Source organism: Bacillus sp. AFS002410 (genome assembly GCF_002556365.1).
GTDB lineage: Bacteria > Bacillota > Bacilli > Bacillales > Bacillaceae_G > Gottfriedia.
Genome location: NZ_NUEU01000016.1, coordinates 35,976 through 58,533 on the forward strand (window position 1 = coordinate 35,976; position 22,558 = coordinate 58,533).

21 protein-coding genes are annotated in these 22,558 nt (G+C 34.1%); 9 read left to right on the forward strand and 12 right to left on the reverse strand.

Going from position 1 to position 22,558, the window contains the following annotated elements; translation table 11 throughout:
- Nucleotides 1–18 precede the first annotated feature (18 nt).
- The 3 genes from malX (at nt 19) to CN692_RS11510 (ending at nt 4,176) form a co-directional block, all read left to right on the forward strand.
- Nucleotides 19–1,581 (forward strand): maltose/glucose-specific PTS transporter subunit IIBC, encoded by a 1,563-nt coding sequence (gene malX, locus CN692_RS11500; protein WP_098119304.1) that lies wholly within the window; start codon nt 19–21, stop codon nt 1,579–1,581.
- 21 nt (nt 1,582–1,602) lie between these two features.
- Entirely contained in the window at nt 1,603–2,793 is a 1,191-nt protein-coding gene (locus CN692_RS11505; protein WP_098119305.1) for a MalY/PatB family protein, read from the forward strand.
- A 171-nt stretch (nt 2,794–2,964) separates the two neighbouring features.
- A complete protein-coding gene (locus CN692_RS11510) occupies nt 2,965–4,176 on the forward strand; it encodes an MFS transporter (RefSeq protein WP_098119306.1) in 1,212 nt (403 codons plus the stop codon).
- Between the two features lie 291 nt (nt 4,177–4,467).
- On the opposite strand, the gene truA is transcribed toward CN692_RS11510, so the two are convergent.
- On the reverse strand, nt 4,468–5,211 hold the full coding sequence (gene truA / locus CN692_RS11515) for a tRNA pseudouridine(38-40) synthase TruA (protein ID WP_098119307.1): 744 nt from the start codon (nt 5,209–5,211) through the stop codon (nt 4,468–4,470).
- A 226-nt stretch (nt 5,212–5,437) separates the two neighbouring features.
- Between truA and CN692_RS11520 the strand changes: the two genes are divergently transcribed.
- From CN692_RS11520 to CN692_RS11530, 3 genes are all read left to right on the forward strand, one after another.
- Nucleotides 5,438–6,550 carry a PucR family transcriptional regulator gene (locus CN692_RS11520; RefSeq protein ID WP_098119308.1) on the forward strand — a complete coding sequence of 371 codons (1,113 nt, stop codon included), beginning with the start codon at nt 5,438–5,440 and terminating at the stop codon, nt 6,548–6,550.
- Nucleotides 6,551–6,636: 86 nt separating this feature from the next.
- Nucleotides 6,637–8,049, forward strand: coding sequence for a glycolate oxidase subunit GlcD (gene glcD, locus CN692_RS11525; RefSeq protein ID WP_098119309.1), 1,413 nt, complete (start codon nt 6,637–6,639; stop codon nt 8,047–8,049).
- Entirely contained in the window at nt 8,046–9,380 is a 1,335-nt protein-coding gene (locus CN692_RS11530) for a (Fe-S)-binding protein (RefSeq protein WP_098119310.1), read from the forward strand. Before glcD ends, CN692_RS11530 begins: the two co-directional genes overlap by 4 nt.
- 442 nt (nt 9,381–9,822) lie before the next feature.
- On the opposite strand, the gene CN692_RS11535 is transcribed toward CN692_RS11530, so the two are convergent.
- A complete protein-coding gene (locus CN692_RS11535) occupies nt 9,823–9,948 on the reverse strand; it encodes a GapA-binding peptide SR1P (protein WP_098119311.1) in 126 nt (41 codons plus the stop codon).
- Between the two features lie 357 nt (nt 9,949–10,305).
- On the opposite strand from CN692_RS11535, the gene CN692_RS11540 reads away from it, so the two are divergent.
- Nucleotides 10,306–10,506, forward strand: a complete 201-nt coding sequence (locus CN692_RS11540; protein WP_056476843.1) for a cold-shock protein — start codon at nt 10,306–10,308, stop codon at nt 10,504–10,506.
- Nucleotides 10,507–10,841: 335 nt separating this feature from the next.
- On the opposite strand, the gene CN692_RS11545 is transcribed toward CN692_RS11540, so the two are convergent.
- From CN692_RS11545 to anmK, 10 genes are all read right to left on the reverse strand, one after another.
- Nucleotides 10,842–11,696 (reverse strand): MurR/RpiR family transcriptional regulator, encoded by an 855-nt coding sequence (locus CN692_RS11545; RefSeq protein ID WP_179865492.1) that lies wholly within the window; start codon nt 11,694–11,696, stop codon nt 10,842–10,844.
- A gap of 200 nt (nt 11,697–11,896) precedes the next feature.
- On the reverse strand, nt 11,897–12,787 hold the full coding sequence (murQ, locus tag CN692_RS11550) for an N-acetylmuramic acid 6-phosphate etherase (protein WP_098119312.1): 891 nt from the start codon (nt 12,785–12,787) through the stop codon (nt 11,897–11,899).
- Nucleotides 12,788–12,896: 109 nt separating this feature from the next.
- Nucleotides 12,897–13,799 carry an N-acetylglucosamine kinase gene (locus CN692_RS11555; protein WP_098119313.1) on the reverse strand — a complete coding sequence of 301 codons (903 nt, stop codon included), beginning with the start codon at nt 13,797–13,799 and terminating at the stop codon, nt 12,897–12,899.
- Nucleotides 13,800–13,846: 47 nt separating this feature from the next.
- Complete coding sequence (locus CN692_RS11560; RefSeq protein ID WP_373604962.1) at nt 13,847–14,164, reverse strand: PTS lactose/cellobiose transporter subunit IIA; 318 nt, start codon at nt 14,162–14,164, stop codon at nt 13,847–13,849.
- Between the two features lie 37 nt (nt 14,165–14,201).
- Complete coding sequence (locus tag CN692_RS11565; RefSeq protein ID WP_098119315.1) at nt 14,202–15,542, reverse strand: 6-phospho-beta-glucosidase; 1,341 nt, start codon at nt 15,540–15,542, stop codon at nt 14,202–14,204.
- 30 nt (nt 15,543–15,572) lie between these two features.
- The gene (locus CN692_RS11570; RefSeq protein WP_098119316.1) at nt 15,573–15,860 is read right to left on the reverse strand and encodes a hypothetical protein; all 288 of its coding nucleotides are present in this window, start codon (nt 15,858–15,860) and stop codon (nt 15,573–15,575) included.
- An 80-nt stretch (nt 15,861–15,940) separates the two neighbouring features.
- Nucleotides 15,941–17,242, reverse strand: a complete 1,302-nt coding sequence (locus CN692_RS11575) for a PTS sugar transporter subunit IIC (RefSeq protein ID WP_098119317.1) — start codon at nt 17,240–17,242, stop codon at nt 15,941–15,943.
- Between the two features lie 33 nt (nt 17,243–17,275).
- The gene (locus CN692_RS11580; protein WP_098119318.1) at nt 17,276–17,581 is read right to left on the reverse strand and encodes a PTS sugar transporter subunit IIB; all 306 of its coding nucleotides are present in this window, start codon (nt 17,579–17,581) and stop codon (nt 17,276–17,278) included.
- Between the two features lie 178 nt (nt 17,582–17,759).
- Entirely contained in the window at nt 17,760–18,854 is a 1,095-nt protein-coding gene (locus tag CN692_RS11585; protein ID WP_098119319.1) for a DUF871 domain-containing protein, read from the reverse strand.
- Nucleotides 18,855–18,865: 11 nt separating this feature from the next.
- Nucleotides 18,866–20,014, reverse strand: a complete 1,149-nt coding sequence (gene anmK, locus CN692_RS11590) for an anhydro-N-acetylmuramic acid kinase AnmK (protein ID WP_098119320.1) — start codon at nt 20,012–20,014, stop codon at nt 18,866–18,868.
- 340 nt (nt 20,015–20,354) lie between these two features.
- On the opposite strand from anmK, the gene CN692_RS11595 reads away from it, so the two are divergent.
- Nucleotides 20,355–21,548, forward strand: coding sequence for a M20 metallopeptidase family protein (locus CN692_RS11595; RefSeq protein ID WP_257144019.1), 1,194 nt, complete (start codon nt 20,355–20,357; stop codon nt 21,546–21,548).
- A 112-nt stretch (nt 21,549–21,660) separates the two neighbouring features.
- Nucleotides 21,661–22,425, forward strand: a complete 765-nt coding sequence (locus CN692_RS11600) for a DUF2935 domain-containing protein (protein WP_098119321.1) — start codon at nt 21,661–21,663, stop codon at nt 22,423–22,425.
- Nucleotides 22,426–22,558: the final 133 nt, after the last annotated feature.

A 22,558-nucleotide genomic window follows, 5' to 3' on the forward strand; every position in this document is an offset into this window, starting at 1 on the left:
AACGAAGGAGCTAATAACATGGTAAAGAAGAAGTCCGTTAAATCACAGCTGTGGGAATTTTTCCAAGGTTTAGGTAAGACTTTTATGGTACCTGTAGCCTTATTGGCCTTTATGGGTCTTATGTTAGGTATTGGAAGTTCATTTACTAGTCCAACAACAATTGAGACATTCCCATTTTTAGGAAATCATGTACTGCAAGTTATTTTTAGCTTTATGTCTACGATAGGTGGTTTTGCATTTTCGTACTTACCAGTTTTATTTGCGATGGCTATTCCGTTTGGTCTTGTACGTTATGAAAAAGGCGTAGCTGCTTTCTCTGGTTTTGTTGGTTATGTCATCATGCACTTATCAATTAATTTTTATTTAACAGAAACAAATCAATTAGTAGCAGCAGATAAAATGCGTCAAGCTGGTCAAGGTATGGTAATGGGAATCCAAACAATCGAAATGGGTGTGTTAGGTGGGATCATTGCCGGTATAATCGTTTATTTATTACATAATCGTTTCTATAGTATAAAACTTCCAGATGCATTCGCCTTTTTTGGTGGTGCTCGCTTCGTTCCAATTATAACAACACTTACTTTATCAATCGTTGGGATTATCATTCCAATGATTTGGCCAATTTTTGCAATCGCAATCACAGGTATTGGAACTTTAATTCAAAAATCTGGTGTGTTCGGACCATTTTTATTTGGTGCTGGTGAGCGTTTACTATTACCGTTTGGTCTTCATCATATTTTAGTTGCAATGATTCGATTTACTGATGCTGGTGGTACTGAGGTTGTTAATGGTCAGTCAGTATCTGGGGCTCTAAATATATTTTACGCACAATTAAAAGCTGGTGTACCATTTAGTCCTTCTGCGACAGCTTTCTTATCACAAGGTAAAATGCCAACATTTATGTTTGGTTTACCAGCAGTAGCACTGGCAATTTATCACACTGCTCGTCCAGAAAATCGTAAGAAAATTAAAGGACTTTTAATTTCAGGTGTGATTGCAACTTTTGTAACCGGTATCACAGAACCAATCGAATTCTTATTCTTATTCGTTTCTCCACCGTTATATTTCATTCATGTTATTTTAACAGGATTAGGCTTTATGGTAATGGCACTACTTCACTTAACAATCGGTAATACTGATGGTGGCATACTTGATTTTATTATCTTCGGTGTTTTACAGGGCGTTAAAACAAAATGGTATCTCGTACCCGTTATAGGTGCAATTTGGTTTGCCGTTTATTACTCAGTTTTCAGATACGCAATATTAAAATTCAACTTAAAAACTCCTGGTAGAGAAATAGCAGAAGAAGAAGATCAAAGTAAAGACCAAGTAGTGAAAGGTACAAATGCACAAGCCTTAAAAATCCTTACTGCTTTAGGTGGGAAAGAGAATATTCAATCACTAGATAACTGTATTACTAGATTAAGACTTGTTGTCGATAATATGCAGATGATTAATGAAAAAGTTTTAAAAGATTGTGGTGCACTCGGCGTTGTGAAATTAGATGAGCATAATTTACAAGTTGTTATTGGTCCACAAGTAGGTATTCTTAAATCACAATTAGAAAAATTATCATCATAAATAAAATTGGGGATGTACGAAATGAAATACAAATTTGATCAAATGATTGATCGAACTGGCACTTATTGTACACAGTGGGACTATATTGAAGATCGTTTTGGAGAACCAGATTTGCTCCCCTTCTCGATTTCAGATACCGACTTTCAGTGTCCAGATGAAATAATACAGACATTAGAAAAACGAATGAAGCATGGCATATTTGGCTATACGCGTTGGAATCATGCTGAATTTAAAGATTCAATTATCGGCTGGTTTCGTAAGCGTTTCTCATGTGAAATAAAAGAAGATTGGATTGTTTACAGTCCAAGTGTCATTTATTCAATCTCGAAAGTAATTGAATACTTGACGAATGAGGGCGATCATATCGTGATACAAACTCCAGCTTATGATGCTTTCTTTAAAGTCATTCAAGATAACAATCGACTCATTTCTGACAATCAATTACTCTACGAAAATGGTAAATATCGAATCGACTTTGATGATTTAGAACAAAAACTATCTCACAAGCGTGCTAAAGTCATGCTATTATGTAGTCCGCATAATCCTACAGGACGCGTTTGGACAAAACATGAATTGGAAACAATTATTGACTTGTGTAATAAACATAATGTTTTCATTATTTCTGATGAAATTCATATGGATATTGTGCATGAGCCTAATTCCCATATTCCAATCATAAACACTAGCATCAATTTGGAGAAAGTATGTATTTGTACTTCTGCTAGTAAAACATTTAATACGCCTGGATTAGGTGGCTCATATATGATTTTACCTAATGAAAAAATGAATAATGAATTTCTCTTATCAATAAAAAATCGAGACGGACTTTCATCAGCAAGTATTTTTGGGACACTGGCGACAATTAAAGCGTACAATACATGTGGCGACTGGGTTGATGAATTGGTCGAATATATACATGATAATATAAAAACGGTAGAAGATTTCATTAATAAAAACCTTCCAAAACTTAAATTTACTATGCCTGAATCAACATACCTGGCATGGATTGATATTTCCGGGCTACCTTTTTCTACCGAGCAGTTACAGCATGCACTTGTTCATCATGCAAAAGTAGCGATCATGCCCGGAGAAACATATGGTTTGGCCGGAAAGGATTTTATCCGTATGAATATTGGATGCCCAAAATCTAAGATTATTGAAGGATTAAACAGACTAAAAAACGCGATTGATTACTTAGAAAGGAATCAATAGTTTAAATACACCACTAAAAGTAGCAGATTAGTTAGGCTACTTTTAGTGGTGTTTAAATTTGAAGAAAATGTTTATATTTGTTTATTTAAACGAGTTGTTATTAGTAGACTTCGTAACATATATTCTATTAAATCGATTTATTTATAGAAAATATGTTAGGGAAGTGATCGAATGACGTCTACTAAAGTTTATAAGCCATTCACAAACTGGTATGTCTTAGTGTCATTTGCTGTACTTGCTGGTATTAGTCAAATGCTTTGGCTAAATTTTGCACCTCTTATCTCTTATTTAAAATCGCATTATGAAGTAACAGAGTCAGACATTAATTGGTTATTAATTGTATTCCCACTAATTTATATACTCCTTTCAATACACGCTGGCAAAGTAATTGATCGACGTGGATATCGTGTTAGCATATTAATAGGCGGATTATTCATGTCAGTTTTTTCTTGTATCAGAATATTTGATTCAAGCTTCTCATTCCTCTTAATTGGTCAAATAGGGATTGCGATTGGCCAACCTTATATTTTAAATGCCATATCAAGTTTAATCGTTGACTGGTTTCCTAAAAATAAGCAAGCTACCGCAACAGGCATTGGCACCGTAGGGATGTTCATCGGCATGGCAATAGCATTAGCAGTGACTCCCCTTTTGGTCGATCTTTTTGGATTTCAATTAACTTTAGTCATCATGGCAATCCTAACAATACTTGCTACTCTCATCTTCTACTTCATCGGGCATCATAATACAGATTTCAAACGAACGGCATCTAGTAGTTTTAGTACTACATTTAAATTACTCAAAAACAAAAACCTTTTACTATTAAACATTGTTTCCTTTTTAGGATTAGGCGTCTTTAATGGACTAACATCCTGGCTTGAACAAATATTAAAACCGTTCGGAATTTCCTCGGAACAAGCTGGAATTGTCGGAGGCTCTTTAATCATTGGGGGCATAATTGGCTCCATTATAATTCCGTTTTTTTCAGACAAAATTGGAAAACGAAAACCATTTTTACTCTTTACGATAATCGGGTCCCTCCTTTTAATTTATCCTGTTTGCACTTCAGGAAATTTTACATTTCTACTTGTATTAGGTAGTGTCCTTGGCTTCATTTTTTTACCGGCCTTTGCCTTACTATTATCATCTACTGAAGAGCTAGTTGGTGAAACAGTATCAGGAGAAGCAACTGGGCTACTTCTAATGGCAGGTAATTTAGGTGCGGTAATTGTAATCGATGCGATGCAGTTCATTAAAGGCGAACAATCTACATGGAATCATTCCGTTTTTTTCATGCTAATTTTATTACTAATCGGATTTTTCCTTATGCTTCTATTTAAAGAAAAAGCATATGATGCCAGAGAAAATAAACTTAAGAACTAAAAAAAGAGCACTGGAATATTATTTCCATGCTCTTTTTTGATGTTAAAAAGGTATGATTTGCTGGCAAAATGATGATTTTAACCAGTGCCAGATATATATCAACGTGAATCAGCAATATATCAACGAAGTTCTGTAAGATATCAACGAAGTTCTGTAAGATATCAACGAGAAATACCATTATATCAACGGAGTTCTGTAAGATATCAACGAGAAACACCATTATATCAACGAAGTTCACAGCTTTATCAATAAAGTTCACATTGTGTTCGTAATATTCTAGTGTGACTCAAGTTATGACTTAAACTCTATTTTTTCCAAATATAACCCACCAGGATCTGCAAGATTACTCACTTGTGCACGATCCTTTAATTCAATTATTTTTGGTATATTGTCTGCATTTAATTTACCAGTACCAACTTCAATTAATGTTCCTACTATTTTTCTAACCATATTGTATAAGAACCCATTACCGCTAATTCTTATTTGAAGAAATCCATCTTTCTTTTCGAAATCAATTGAGTAGATTTCACGAACCATCGATTTCTTCTTAGACTTGGCATTTGAAAATGCTGTAAAGTCATGCTCACCTAAAAAGTACTTTGCTGCCATTTTCATTTTTTTAAGATCTAAGTTCTCTTCTACATGCATACTATATTTGCGCATAAAAGGATTCGTATATTCTTCATTCCAAATTTTATATACATACGTTTTAGCACTCGTATTATATCTTGAATGAAAACGGTCAGATTCCATCGAAACTTCTTTTATACTAATATCATTTGGTAGATAACGATTTAAATAACTTCTAATTTCTAATTCAGGTATGTTTTCTTTTATTTTAAAATTAGCAACCTGTTCAAAGGCATGTACACCTGCATCTGTTCGACTGCTACCAATAATTTCAATTTCTCTTCCTACCATTTCTGAAATTACATGTTCAATTTTGCCTTGAATTGTGTTCTCGCCATTACCAAGCCTTTGCCAACCTTTATAACGGCCTCCATCGTACTGAATGATTAATTTATAATTGTTCATCACTTACTCCTTTTTATTACTTATATATGTATTATTATACCCTTTCCATTTAGTAACCCTACACGTTAAAACTAGGATATTACGGGCAAGACTAAGAAAAGACAGGGTTAAATGAATCCTATTTTTCTTGCTCTTACTATTTTCACAAACTAAATTGTATAACATATAGTAGAAATAACGAAATTTTTCATTATACTAGTATTAACTATTGTGATCGGAGAAAACCATGGTACTTGATGAGTTAGCTTTAAAAATCATAAATGAAGTTAGGAAACTAATACAAGAGGATATCATTATTATTAATATAGATGGAATCATTATAGCAAGTACAGATCCAACGCGAACTGGTACGTTTCACGAAGGTTCCTTAATTGCAATTAATGAGGGGATAACTTTTACGATAACTTCCGAAGATGAAAACCGATTGACTGGTGTAAAGGCTGGTATTAATCTTCCTATTTATTTTCAAAATGAAATAGTTGGAGTGATTGGCATTACAGGAAATCCCGAACAAATTTCACCTTTTGGAGAAATGCTTCGTAGAATGACCGAATTATTAATTAGAGAAAATTATTATACAGACCAAATTGATTTACACCAAAGAGCACTTGAAGCATTTGTATTTGATTGGATTCAAGATATCGAGTGGGATGATCCTTTTTATGAACGTTCGACTATGTTAAATATTGATTTAAATTATGCAAGACAGATTGTTATTTTTGAGTGGGAAAATTCAAATATGTTACCAATCGATACTCGCCAACTATTGCTGGATTTAACTAATCGATCTTCAGAGGACGTACTTGTTCGTTGGGGCAATAATCGTATTGTAGTTTTGATGAAAGTAGACGATTTGAATAAAGATACTCTACAACGAGTAAATGATCTTTATGAAATAATTAAAAATCGACTAAACTTCCCGATCGCTGCTGGTGTTGGGCAACAAATCCTTCCAAATCAATTACATAAATCATACCATCAAGCAGTTCGAGCATTGAAGGTCGCATTAAAAACAAGTTCAATTATTTTTGATGTAGACTTAACAATTGATTTAATCTTGCAGGAACTTTCACCAGAAATTAAGAAAACATTTATACAACGTACAATTTCACCGATTTTAAGTGAAGAAGATTTATATAGTACGATCAAAGAATATTTAAACCAAAATCTATCGCTTAAAAATACTGCACAAACATTACATATTCATATAAACACACTACTATATCGCCTCAATAAAATTTCTGAATTAACGAATTTGAATCCTAAAAATATCCAAGATTTATTCAAACTATATATAGGAACATACCTTTTAGATGATTCTACAAAAAAACACCGATAATTGGTGTTTTTTCTGTATTTTTCTCTATAGTAAATTCGTCTACTAACTCTTTATACTTGAATTAAGATAATGGGGGGAATTTATTTATGATTACAAAAGACATTGCTCAACGTTTAATAGCAATCGTTGGAAATGAAAATTATGATGATTCAAAAGTTGAGAGACTCGTCTATTCTTACGATGCTACACCAAATTTGCAATCACTTCCGGATGCAGTCATTAGTCCTCGCTCTACTAAAGAAGTATCCGAAATTGTGAAAATTTGTAACGAACACATCATTCCAATTGTACCTAGAGGTTCGGGAACGAATTTATGCGGTGGTACTTGTCCAACTGAGGGCGGAATCGTTGTTTTATTTAAACACTTAAACAATATCCTTGAGATTGATGAAGAAAACTTAACGATTACAGTTCAACCAGGTGTAGTGACACTTGATATGATCAATAAAATCGAAGAAAGAGGTTTATTTTATCCGCCAGATCCAAGCTCAATGAAAATTTCTACAATAGGTGGAAATATTAATGAAAATTCAGGTGGCCTGCGTGGGTTAAAATATGGCGTAACACGTGATTATGTAATCGCTCTTGAAATCGTATTAGCAAACGGAGACATCATTCGAACTGGTGGGAAACTAGCAAAAGATGTTGCAGGATATGATTTCACTCGTTTATTTGTTGGCTCTGAAGGAACATTAGGAATTATTACTGAAGCTACATTGAAGCTGATCCCAATGCCAGAAACGAAAAAAACAATGCTTGCATTATATGATAGCTTAGAAGATGCAGCCAAAACTGTTTCTAAAATTATCGCTAATAAAATTATTCCTACTTCACTTGAATTTATGGATCAACCTACTCTAAAAGTAGTTGAAAACTTTGCGCAAATTGGCTTACCGACCGATGTAAAAGCTGTATTACTAATTGAACAAGATGGTCCGGAAGAAGTTGTAAACAGAGACATCGAATTAATTAAATCAATCTGTCAGCAAGAAAAATGCGTTTCAGTGAGTGTAGCTAAATCCGAAGAAGAAGCAGTAGCATTACGTACGGCTAGACGCTCTGCTCTTTCAGCTCTTGCACAATTAAGACCGACAACAATTTTAGAGGATGCGACTGTACCTCGTTCAAAAATTGCTGAAATGGTTAATGCAATTAATGAGATTGCTGAAAAATATAATGTAAAAATTTGTACGTTCGGCCATGCGGGCGATGGTAATCTACACCCTACTTGTCCAACTGATGCTCGTAATCATGAAGAAATGGAACGAGTAGAAGAAGCATTTGCAGAGATATTTGAAAAAGCAATTGAACTAGGTGGCACAATTACAGGTGAACACGGAGTTGGAATCGTAAAAGCTCCTTACCTTGAATTAAAGCTTGGCAAAGAAGGCATTAACGCAATGCTTGCTGTCAAATCAGCTTTAGATCCAAATCATATTATGAACCCTGGTAAAGTCTTTGCAAAAGATAGTCGCAAAAGAATGGTGGTGTCAAAATGACAACACTTCAAGAACAACAAGCAATCGGTCAACAATTTAAAGAACGTATGAACGAAGATGAGCTTTTAAACTGCATGCGATGCGGTTTTTGTTTACCAAGCTGTCCAACATATATTGAATCTGGACAAAAAGAATCGCACTCACCACGTGGCCGTATTGCTTTAATGAAAGCAGTAACGGATGGTTTAATTGAACCAGATGAAGATGTGGAACGTACACTTGAGCTTTGCCTTGGTTGTCGTGCATGTGAGCCTGTTTGTCCTTCTGGTGTAAAATACGGCCATTTACTAGAAGAAGCAAGAGATATTATTGCGCAACACAAAAAGCATTCACTTCCTGCACGCGCAGTACGTAAAGTCGTATTTAAAGAACTTTTTCCACACCAAAAGCGTATGAGACTAGCTGTAGGCTTATTAGGATTATATCAACGAACAGGCCTACAAGTCGTTGCAAGAAAAGCTGGAATCATGAAGTTAATACCAAACAACTTATCTGCTATGGAAAAAGTTTTACCAAAAGTTCCAACTATGAAACAAATGAAATCACGCCCTGATTATCTACCTCCACTAAAAGAAAAAGTTAAAAAGGTAGCATTTTTCTCTGGATGTTTAATGGATACGATGTTCCTAGACACAAACAATGCGACAATGAAGCTTTTACAATTAGCTGGCTGTGAAATTGTCATTCCTAAGGACCAAGCGTGCTGTGGCGCATTACATGGACATAGCGGTGAAAAATCGATTGCAAAAGATATGGCTAGGAAAAATATCGAAGCTTTCGAGAATCTTGGAGTAGATTATATCATTACAAATGCAGGTGGCTGTGGAGGTTTCCTAATTGACTACGATCACCTTCTTAAAGATGATCCGATTTGGAAAGATCGAGCGATTTCATTTAAAAATAAACTAAAAGATATATCGGAAATTCTAGTAGAAGTTGAATTCCATAAAAAAGTGAAATTAAGTTTACCAGAACAAATTATTACGTATCAGGATTCATGTCACTTAAGAAATGTCATGAGAACTGCTTCCGCTCCTAGAACATTATTGAAGTCCATTCAAAATGTTTACTATCACGAAATGAATGACGCAGACCGTTGCTGCGGTTCTGCCGGTATTTATAATATTGTCGAATCAGAAATGTCGATGCAAATACTAGATTACAAGATGAAGCAAGCAACAAAAACGCAAGCTACGACAATAGTAACTGCAAATCCTGGATGCTTACTTCAAATGAAACTAGGTGTCGACCGAGAAAAACAATCAGATCGTGTGGAAGTCGTTCATATCGTTGATATACTTTTAAAAGCAGCTGAATACGAAGTAAAATAAACATGATGAGAACGCACAAGGAATTTGTTTTTCCTTGTGTTTTTTCGTGTGTTGAAATATAACGCAATCTATCTCTCAAAGCATACGAACACTTTGTGAACTTTATTGATAAANNTAAAGTTGTGAACTTCGTTGATAAAACGGTGTTCTTCGTTGATAAAGCGATGTTTTTGTTGATAAAAAGATATTCTTCGTTGATAAAACGGTGTTCTTCGTTAGTAAAGCGGCGTCCAGCGCTGGTAAGACGTGCAGACGTTATGAATTTCACATGCTAAATGCTCAAAGTGGCCCAAATTAATAAGATAATCCGATTCAAAACAGCATAAGAGGCACCATCCTAGCTTGGAGGTGCCTCTTTCCGTTTAATATTTAGGATAAAATTATAGAAAACCGAAAGAATGAACTTAAGTTTGCTGGGTTTCCATTAATTAATATATATATATTATTCTGCAGTTGAATTAGTAGCTTCGTTTTTGCAAGTTTCGCAAGTAGAATAGATTTTGACAACTTTTTTATACTCCGTGTACTCAATGGTTTCTTCGCATTCTTTACAGATTAAAATTTGCATTAGAAACACCTCCTAAGCACACTATAACACGTTCGAATCAGCATTTCTCCAGGGACTTTATCCACCCTATGGACAAAATTTGTCCACCATTAAAATTCGTTGATATGACAGGGTTTCCTAGCATAAATGTCCAAAAAAAAAATTTTTTTAGACATCAAAAAAATGAAAAATAGAACCGTTTGATATCGTGTTCAAAATTTTATCTAACTCACTCATTTTTCTCTTTTAAAATGGACTTTTAGCAAGTCACTTAAATTAATTAATGAATTATTTTTCAGAGAAATTTGCATATCTTTAATAAAATTGTTAAAATTTAACTATTACAATGTGCGTAAGCAGCACAAGGAGGTTACATCAATGGAAAATGGTAAAGTAAAATGGTTTAACGCAGAAAAAGGTTTTGGATTCATCGAGCGTGAAAATGGTGATGATGTATTCGTACACTTCTCAGCAATTCAAACTGATGGTTTCAAATCATTAGATGAAGGACAAGCAGTTACTTTTGAAGTAGAACAAGGTCAACGCGGTCCACAAGCAACTAACGTTAAAAAAGCATAATTAATAAAAGTCAGATTCTACATAGTAGAATCTGACTTTTTTATGTTTATAAAGAAAACTCGCCGATTGGCGAGCCTTAGGAGAAGACAGAGGGGTAGTTGCACTTATACTTATACCTAAAATTGGCATCTACGTCGACTGATCTTCACCGCCTTCCAATTTATATTTTCTTAATGTGCAAAAGCAAAAAACCCTTATTCCAAAATAGAATAAGGGCTATCTAACGTGGATCCTGGTAAAGAAATGGTTTAACGTATTATATCTCAAATAAATTGAGGATACAAATATTTTAAAATTTCATTCAACATTATCGAACTATCATTACTTTTATCTCATTATTTTTTTAATGATGAAATAGCCGTTCTTGTTTGGTCAATATACTGAATTGTTTGATCGTATTCTTGTGTCGCAACAGCAATAAATAAAATATCAATTACATGTAGTTGAGCCATCCTTGAAGACGTTGCTCCACTTCGAAATGTCGCTTCTCGGTGTGGAGAATTGAATAACTTTATATCTGATAGGTTCGAAACTGAATTAGAACCAAAACCAGTAATACTAATTGTATTTACACCATTTTCCTTCGCTATTTGGAGAGCTTTTTGAACTTCCCATGTTTCGCCGGAAAACGATATTCCAACTAATACGTCATTTTCTTCGTGGTTTGCTATTTGTACAGCTAACGAATGTAAATCAGTAAATGCAGATGTATATTTCTTAATACGCAAGAACTTCTGCTGGGCGTCTAATGCAACTACCATTGATCCTCCGACACCAAAGAAGTAAATATTTCTAGCTTTTGTTAGAGCTTGTACAGCTTCTTCTAAATCACTAACATTAATAATATCGCTAGTATCTTTAATAGCTTGAATATTATTATTCATCATTTTTTTAACGATGGATGCAGTTGATTCTCCTAAATTAATATCTCTTGAGCCTGTCTCACTTGTCGTGATGATATCACCTGCAATGCGTAGCTTTAGCTCCTGAAACCCTTTTAGGCCTAGTGAACGACATAATCTAATAATGGCTGAATTACTTGTTTGACTTTTTTCTGCAAGCTCAAAAACTGTATATTGAATTGATTTTTCTGGATTTTCGATAATATATTTGGCTGCTCTTCTTTCAGATGGTGGAAGTTTATATAGCATTTCTTTTAACATGATTAAACCGCCGTTTAATGCATTCATTTAATCTACTCAACTCTCTTTGTATTTATATAAAATTTAGAATTATGAAAATTTTAAACCAAAAAATATTGTATTCCTCTCTTTTTCGCATGAATACAATCTAAACAAATTATAAATTATATAGTATAAAAATTGAATACAATTTTAACGCGAAAAGAAAAGCGACAAGCTAGTAAGCGATTTACTAGTTGCCGCCCTACTTAATTTTTCACTACTTTGCTAATGAAACCACTAGCGTTTTTCAAACTCTTAATCGCGTCTTCATAATTCATTCCTGTTAAAATCATGACGATTGCTATCTTCGTTTGATTATGTGCTTTCACTAAATAATGACTTGCTGTTTCATAATCACATCCAGTTGCTTCTACAATTATTCTTTTCGCTCGATCAACTAGTTTAATATTCGTCAATTGCAAGTCTACCATTAGGTTTTTATATACTTTTCCGATACCGATCATTGAAGCAGTTGAAATCATATTACAAATTAATTTTTGAGATGTTCCCGCTTTTAATCGAGTAGAGCCAGTTAATACTTCTGGACCATTATCTACTTCAATTTTATGTATCGCAACCTCTCCAATTTTCGATTCTTTATTACATGCTACAGCGACGGTTTTTGCTCCAATCTCGTTAGCATATTTTAAAGCACCTATTACATAAGGCGTTCTACCAGATGCAGCAATACCGATCACGATATCATTTTTAGTAAGTGATATACTTTGAAGGTCCTCTTTGCCAAGCTCTTCGCTATCTTCAGCACCTTCAACTGCTTTAATAAATGCTCTTTCTCCCCCTGCAATTAAGCCAACTACTTCACTAGGATCAGTTCCAAATGTAGGCGGGCATTCGACTGCATCTAAAAGCCCAATTCTTCCACTTGTACCAGCACCTGTATAGATTAAACGGCCTCCATTTCGAAATGCTTCAACGACTAGCTGAACTACTTTTGAAATCATCGGGATCTCTTCTTTAACTGCCAATGCTACTTTTTGATCTTCTTCATTCATTATCTGTAAAAATTCATCAACACTTAACTGATCTAGTTTACTTGTACGCTCATTTCTAATTTCAGTTGTTAAATCCTCTAACACAATACCACCCCTTAAGTTCAGGAATAAAAAGGCAGGGGTTAAGGATTAAGGAAAGGATATTCTATTAAATGCATTTCCAGTTCTCCCTGCACTTAATCTATTCCTGCTTTTAATAATTATTTAATTCTTTCATCGCTAGAAGATATCCTCCAAACGTCGAGGAAACATCTTCTGTATAGAATAGTACTGTTGGATATTGCTCATGAATTGTTTGAATAAACGTTTTCTGAACAACTGGTATTCTTTGAAGAATACTTCCTTTAATAGCAACTCGAGGCTCTTCTCGAAGGTTTAATTTTTTTATCGCTTGGCTTGTCGTTTTTCCAAGATGTTGACCAGCTCTTTCTAGAACTGTTAAGGCCATTAGATCACCCAAATTCGCCATTTCAACAATGAATGGAACATGAGCTGCAATCTCAGCTTTTATATTATGATAAATATATTTTTTGAGTCCATCAGCTTCTTTTAGCTGTAATCTTTCTAGCATTTTTAAAGATAAATAACTTAACGGAATGCCTTCATCAAATTCTTGCGTAATTTTTTTAAAAACTTCCATACAAATCCAATAACCGCTTCCTTCATCTCCAAGTAGATGTCCCCATCCACCCGCTGTAACTGTATGTTCTTTATGCATTCCAATACAAATTGACCCAGTACCGGCAATTGTCAATACACCGCTTTGCCCATTAAGCATTGCCGCATGGGCAATTTGCGCGTCATTTACAATTTTAAAAGGAATCTGAAAGGCATCATTTAATGCTTTTTCTAAAGGACTTCGATCTTTAACTCCACCAATTCCAGCAATACCTATAAATAGAAATAGACAATTTTCCTTTGATAAAGTGCTTAAACATTTTTCAATCGCTTCTATAATGTGATTAATTCCATCTTTTTCATTAATTAGTAGATTACTAAAACCAGAGTAACCTTGGCTAATGACATTGCCTTCTAAATCATAAGCAACTGCCTCTGACTTAGTTCCTCCACCGTCAAGACTAATGATATATTTCACCGGGCTAACCCCCAAATCTCTATCTATACTCTTACTATATGTAACGATTATTTTTCAGCTAATTTTTTATGCAAGCGAATGATATGCTCGATTAGCTTTTGCTCGCTCATTGCTGTCATTAAATGATCCTGTGCATGGATCATCAGTAAAGATTTTTCGCATGGTTGACCGTTTAATTCAGCTTGTATTAAAGTCGTTTGTGTTTTATGTGCATGACCGATTTCTTCGTGGGACTCTTCAATTAAACGATCAGCCGTTTCAAAATCATTTTTTTCTGCAGCTTCTAATGCTTCATAAGCTAGTGATCTTGCATTTCCACCATGTGAAATAATTTCAAAAATTTCTAGTTCGTTATTCATATTCATCTTCATGATCCCCTTAGTTGTTTATTTATTTTAATCGTTATTGAACTACCAATTCATCTTTAAAGAATAATGGTAAGTACTCTTTATGAGCATCTAATAATGCATCTAAAACTTCCTTTGCAGCTTCATCACTTGGTACTAAAGGATTAATTGTTAAAGCTAGTAAAGCCAACTCATAAGATCCAGTAACGGCTGCTTTTGCCCCAACTCGTTCGAATGATTTAATCTGCTGAACTAAACCATTTATTTGAGGTGGTAATTCACCGACTGAAATTGGAATTGGACCTTGCTTTGTAACAATACAATTTACTTCTACAGCTGACTCATTTGGAATCCCTTGTATTGAACCATTGTTTTGAACGTTTAATACTTGGATATCCTTTTTGTCATTATATATAGAAGTAATTAAGCTACAAGCAGCATCACTGTAATATGCTCCACCTCGTTTTTCAAGCTGTGGCGGTTTAATTGCTAAGTTTTCATCTTTATATAATTCAAATAAGTCATCTTCCAATTTCTTAACAACTTCTGCTCTAGTAGTACCAGTTTTGAATGATTCTAATTCTTCATCCAATATATGCTTAGATTTGTAATAGTAACGATGGTATGGACAAGGAAGAACTCCTAATGACATAAGAAAATCCTTTTGCCATGGAAGTGGTGCGATATTTTTCATCGTCATTTGTATAGCTGGATCTGCCAATAGCTCTAAAACACGCTTTGTCACTTCTTTTCCATCAACATAAACATGTAGTCCATAAACCATATGATTTAATCCAGCAAAATCGATATGTACACGACTTATGTCCACTTCTAATAAATTAGAAATTGTCATCGTCATATTAATCGGTACATTACAAACACCGATTACTTTTTTATGATTGCTATATCGAAGCAAAGCCTCTGTTACCATTCCAGCTGGATTTGTAAAGTTGATCAACCAAGCTTCTGGGCATAGTTCCTGCATTTCTTCTGCAATCTCAAGTAATATAGGAATCGTTCTTAAACCTTTAAATAACCCACCTGCACCATTCGTTTCTTGGCCAATCATACCGAGTTGCAGAGGAATACGTTCATCTTTAATCCTTGCTTCTAATAATCCTACACGCATTTGAGTCGTCACGAAGTCAGCTTCTTTTAAAGCTAACTTTCGATCTAACGTCAAATGAATTTCCATTGGAACTCCTGCTTCTTTTACCATTCGTTTAGCCAAATTACCGACAATTTCTAGCTTTTCTTTACCTGCTTCTATATCAACTAACCAAAGCTCACTAACAGGTAGTTCATTATATCTTTTTATAAAACCTTCAACTAATTCAGGAGTATAACTTGAGCCTCCACCTATTGTTACGATTTTAATTCCGCTTTTGTTATTCATTTTGAATACACCTTCATTTCATATTTTTTCTTATGAATTGAAAACAACAATATAGCAAGTCACTGTGCAGAAAATTAATAATGTAAAAAATAAGATTGAAGCTTGTTTCTTATTCTTAAACTTACCTTCAATAAATACAATCACGCCTGTAAGTCCTACACTAAGACCTATGCTATTCGTAATACATACTGCAAGATCTTTGCTCATTCCAATAAATAGTAGAACTGGATTAAAGATAAGATTAAACGCAAGAATAAATATAAAAAATACAAAAGCACCTTTATAACTAAAAAAATGAAGATTCTTTGTAGTGTTCATGTTAAGCTTCCTTTCTTGCTTATTTAGTAATAAATAAAGGAAGCTGGAATCTATGATCCCAAACTCCCTTTACTATGAATTTATACAGACATTTTTACATCTTTATCGATTTCGATCGTAGTTGACTCTTGTGCCAACAATTTTTTATCGTACAGTTTAAAGAATGGTAAATAGATTACTACAGCTATAGTCAAATTAATTACTACTAGAATAATTGCTCTCCAATCTCCACCTGTAGATAAATATGCACCTATTGGAGCAGGTAAGGTCCACGGAACCATTACGTAAGTTGGATTAACTAATCCAGCTGCTGTTGCCAGATAAGCAACCGTAGCACCAATTATTGGAACGATCATAAATGGAATAATTAGTACAGGATTTAATACAATTGGCATACCGAAAATGACTGGCTCATTAATGTTAAAAAGACTTGGGATAATAGTAGTTCTTCCAAGAGCTTTTGAGTAACTAGATTTCCCTGCAATTAACATAGCAATTACTAAGCCTAACGTTGCACCTGAACCTCCAATCCAAATAAACCACTGGAAAAAAGTCTCTGGAGCAATATGTGGTAGTTGACTTCCAACTTTCCCAGCTGCAACGGCTGCAGAGTTATTAGCCAAATAAACTTCCCAAACCGGACGTGCAACTGCACCTACTACTGATACCCCATGGATACCAAATGCCCAGAAAAATGTAATCAAGAATACGGGTACTAATACACCTGGTAGTGAATCACCAGCGCTAATTAGCGGAGCAACAGCTTTGTCTACAAGAGAATGTGTATCAACTTTAAATACAACTGTAATTAAAGTCATTACTGTTAAAACAACTGTTACAGGGATAAGTGCTTCAAAAGAACGCGCTACAGAACTTGGCACTGAATCAGGCATTTTAATTGTAATATTTTTGGTTTTACAAAAACGTAATACTTCAACTGCAAAGATCGATGTAATCATACCAACGAAAAGTCCATGACCACCCATGTTAGCCATTGGTAATACAAACCCAACTTTATCAATCATTTGAACTCCAGTTGTAAATAAAAACGCGGAGCCTGCTAATAATGCACCAGAAAGTGGATCTAGTTTATAACTTTGAGATAAGCTATACCCGATTCCAAAGGTGATATAAACGGTCATCATGTACATTGTAAGTCGGTACGGAATTAAAATGTCCGCCGCATGTTTGGCTGCCCATACCCCAACTGCAGAATCTGCAGGAACTGGTGGAAAAGCAATAATTAAGAATAAACTTCCAAAAATGATAAATGGCAACGCTGAGACTACACCATCACGAATCGCTCGTAAATGTTTCTGTTCAGATAGTTTTGCCATTGGTGTTGATAGATTGTTTTCCAAAAATGCAATAAACTTATCCATTTGTTCTTCTCCTCTTTTTATTAAATTATTAAACTATTTAACTAACTCTTGAACTAGTTTTAATAATGTTGCCCCTCCAAGTGGACTATACGCTTGAGGTGGAATGACAGCACAAGGTACATTCGCCTCATCAGATGAAGCTTTAAAGCCATCAAATCGATGTCTAACTTGTGGTGCAACCATCGCTACATCCCAACCATTCTTAACTTCTTCAGCAAACTCTTGCGTTCCTACAGCTAAAACATCCAGGCTTAATCCGTTCTTTTCTCCCTCTTTTTTTAAAGCGTTTACAACAATCGCACTAGACATTCCGCCTGCACATACAAATAATACTTTCATAGTTATATCCTCCTAATTTAATTTTGATAAAATAAAAGATTCAAAAAACTGAAATCGTTTTCTATGAGGCTATTATATTCCTACCAAAAATAAATTTCAATATTTTCCGAAAAAAAGTGAAATAAAATTTCAAAAAGATGTAAAAAAAAATTTCACATCTTTTTGAAATACTGATTATTTAGTTTTCTTTAAACTGAAATTTACTCCATGGATGCAAGAAATCTAGTAAGAAAATTTCTTCCTCTACAATGCGTCCAACCACATTAGTTTTCCCTGAGTTTTCCATATCTTGAAGTGCTATTTGTAATTCACCTTTATACTGACCATATAATTCATTTTCGATTAAAATATCTCCTCTACGAATATGTGGTGTATAAGTTGGTTTAAATTCTTCGTCTCTGTATTTTACGCGAGATTGAGTTGAACGAATTAGGTAATCTGATACGTCCCCTCGATAAAAATGAAACTCATCTAAAACAATCTTTTTCTCTAAATCTGTAATTGAATCATGTAAATCAATCGTTAAAGTAAATAAATCTTTGCCATAATTGTTCAGCTCGGCAAGCTGTTTGAATTCTTCTTCAGACGCATATGCATTTGCAATAATGACATCATCAATTAAGTCTGAGTAAAATAAATGCTTTGCTTGGGTTACAACCGATAAATTACGATGCATTTCTAAAGAACAAAGACCTTCAGATACTGGCCATGGACCGTATGTTGCAGCTTGTGAATTAATAAATGCAGCTGTGCGAATTCCGTGCTTTTTAAATTCTTCACTACATTTTACAAAATGTGAATAACTTAAACCTGCGTAACGATGTGGATAAAAATTGTGAGATCCGATTAAATTTGACTGGTTAGGCTTATAAGCTAATATATTCTCTAAATATTTTGTAGCATTGCTCATATTAATTTCGATTTTTAACCCGTAAGGATTATAAGTCATAATGGACTCTTCATTCCCAGTAAATCCCATATCAAGTCTAATACCATAAGCTCCTAAATCCGCAAAGAATGATAAATCATTGTATGAAATATTTAAAGTACCAAATACTCGAGGTGCAATGTCAACAAGCACTTCCATCTCTAAACTATTTGCATAATCAATTATTTCTTTGAACTCTTTTATAATTTGTTCCTTGTCACCGTTTACTGATAATAAACAAGTAAAAATTCGTTTAAAACCATATTGATGAGCTAATTTAATATAAGCCTTATCTTTTTCAACAGTTGAGTGTTCTGGATAGATTGAGATTCCTAATTTTTTCACGATTCATCCTCCTAATATGGTTTAGGTGTAATATTTCCTAAAATAACTAATCGATTTGCCTTTGTTGCTCCAGGAACATTACTTGGTAAACCATTTAATGTTTCATTTGCTAAAATAGCAAAGGCAATTGCTTCTTTTGCATCTGAAGAAAAGCCAATATCCTCTTGGACTAATACTTTTGAATGTTCACCTAATAATTCTTGAAGCATGTGTAATAGCGTTTTATTATGACTACCACCGCCACCAACAATGACTTCATCAATTGGATGATTCGGCAAAATAAACTTTTTGTAGTTTTCAGCAATTGATTTTGCTGTAAACATCGTCATTGTAGTAATGAAATCAATCGGTGAAACATCACTAAACTCTACTAAAATTTCATCAACAAACTGTGTACCAAATAGCTCTCTGCCTGTGGTTTTAGGTATTGGTGCTAATATATAAGGGATACTCATACATCTTTCTAGTAATCTCTCATTTACGTTACCTTTAGCAGCCAATTCACCACTTGCATCAAATGGCACGTTAAAATAACGCTTACAAATTTCATCAATAATCATATTACCTGGGCCTGTATCAAAAGCTACTAAATCATCAATCGTAGCATTCTTTGGGACGATCGTTACATTACCGATTCCACCAATATTTTGTAATAAGCGTGTCTTCGTTTTACTCCTATAAAGTAATAACTCTGAATGTGGTACTAAAGGTGCTCCATATCCACCAGCTGCCATATCCATCACTCGAAAATTAGAAACAACCTTTGTATTCGTTTCATAGGCAATTACTGCTGATTCACCTAACTGCAATGTAGACTGTACAAAATTTGCTTCTACTTCAGGCTGATGATAAATCGTTTGACCATGTGATCCAATAAAATCTAGCTTATTTAGTGGAAATTGATTTTTACTACAAATTTGTTTCACTGCATCTGCAAAAGCATAGCCAAGTTTAAAATTCAAACTACACAGATGTTGGGCATTTGAAGAAACAAGTGTAATCGCATCTTCAATCTCTTTTAATAAAGCTTCCTCTAGTGGAATCGTCATAAAATCAATCAATTTAACCTCTGTATCAGATCCATATCTAGTGATCTCTACTAAGGCGGAGTCGATTCCATCTAAAGATGTACCTGACATTAATCCAACTGCATATACCAATTCTCTCACTCCTTTACTTTTTTATACCTAATACCTTAAAACAGAATTTCAATTTTGTAAAAGAAAAGGATGAAAGTTTATTTTCCAGGAACGTCGAGAAAATTGTTCTGCAAAATGAATTTTTACTCATTTCACCTTATTAACAAATAATAAATATACTTAAATTTTTTATAGATGATAACTTCTAAATACCCAATGAGTACAATATCGAAATAGTAAAAAACACCTTATCTCATTACAAAATAGTAAAAAGGTATTGTATGAACGATAGAATAATTATACAATTCATTACATAAACAAACAAAAAATTATGAGTTCAGTTCAAAAGGAGAATCTTAAGATGAATCAATTAGAAGCACAAATAGACGCATTAGTAGACAAATATTTTTCAAGACTATTAGAAATTCGTAGACATTTGCATATGTATCCTGAATTAAGTAATCAAGAGTTCCAAACAACGAAATTTATCAGTCAAGAGTTAGACAAAGCTAACATCAAAAAATTATCTTTAAATAGTAAAACTGGAGCATGCGCTGAAATAGCTGGTCTTGAAGGACCGATTGTTGCACTCCGAGCAGATATTGACGCATTGCCAATTCAAGAGGAATCTAATTTACCATTTCGTTCCATTATTGATGGAGTCGCTCATATGTGTGGCCATGATGTTCACACTACAATTGCACTAGGAGTTGGATTCATTTTACAGGAATTAAAACATCTGCTTCCAGGTACCGTTCGATTAATTTTCCAACCTGCCGAAGAGGCAGAAGGTGGCGCAGAGAAAATGATTGCTGAAGGATTGATTAATGATGTAAAAGCAATTGTTGGACTTCACAATATGCCTGATCTTCCAGTTGGTACAATCGGTATAAAAGAAGGCTTCCTAATGGCAAGTGTAGATGATTTTTCAATTAAGATTAAAGGTAAAGGTGGGCATGCAGCACTTCCAGAAAAAGCAATTGATCCAATCGTAATTGGTAGCGCGGTTGTCAACCTTCTACAAACACTAGTTAGCCGAACAATTTCACCAAAAGAATCAGCTGTCATTACAGTTGGGGCATTCCAGGCTGGAAATACGAATAATGTAATTCCCGAATTTGCAATTTTAAAAGGTACCGTTCGAACTTCAAATGAATCAGTTCGAAAGCAAATTCAAACAAGCTTTCAAACATTAGTTCAAAACCTTGTTCATTCACTTGGAGGAGAAGTAGAAATGGATTATGACATCTTACTCCCTACCGTCTTCAACCATTCAAAAGTAACAAAAGTAGTACGTGAAGCAGCAATTACAACAGTCGGAACTGACAATGTTGTGACGGCAGAATCAACAATGGGTGGAGAAGATTTTTCATTTTATCAACAAGAAGTACCCGGCTGCTTTTTATGGCTAGGCTCAGGGAATCAAGAAAAAGGTATAACTTACGGATGGCATCACCCAAAATTTATGGTTGATGAAGAAGCAATAAAAGTTGGTGTAAAACTAATGACCCATGCTGCATTTGAGCTATTAGCGGATTCAACGATTTCTAACTAATAACAAATAAGTGAAAACCTTTGTTTGGTCAAAGTTTTCACTTTTTTTGTTTTATACTATATTCGTTTAATCATTAATATAATTAACTTGTATAACTAACAGGGGGGATTAGATGCCAGATTTTGTACAAACTGCTACCTACGAACACTCATTTTGGTTGCATGTTTTAAGAGATCATTCTCAATTTATGTTAGACGCTTTGCCATCTAAACAAGAGGAAGAAATTAAAATTGCAAAGTCATTTTACATAATTTTTAATGATTTGTTTTCTAGTGTAAATAACAGCGCAAATATTAACGAAATTACGATTCAAGCCGAAAAAAATGCTCTAGCTCTCCGCGATTTTAAATTATCATTGCTAACAAAACACATTACAGACGCCAATTTTAAGATTTACTTAACACCAACGTTTTTAAATCATATGGTTAATGAATTGGAAGAATACTTGTTAGTACTATCCTACTTAAAACAAAATCAAATCCCTCCGATCTTCCATGAACTTCATCACCATTTACTATGGGTATTAGATGCAGCGGGTCACGCTGATGCCATTTCTAGTAATCTCGATGGCACTGAATATATGCTAAGAAAAAAGGGTCATGAATTTATAAAGCATTTCGATCACTTCTACCTTAAAGCAGTAGAGTTAACTGGATATTTACGTACAAAACTTAACACATTTCCAGCATTAAAAAGAATGAATCAAGATATAAAATTGGAGATTCAACTATTCCAAATTTTCCTTAAGGAAATTGAAGAATTAGATATATCTAGCCAAATGTTAAGTAATTTTTCTGCGTTAATGGCAGACCATATGTATCGGGAAGAAGTGTACTATTTACAAAAATTAGAGGAATCTGCTTCTACAAATACTTAATTTTCATTTAAAAACCATCACTTGGAATAGTCTACATATTCTCTAAACTGTCCAGCGATTAAGCTTTACCTACTATCTCAATTTTTATTTAGTCTACTCCAAAACTAAAGCACTCTATTAAACACGCATTCAT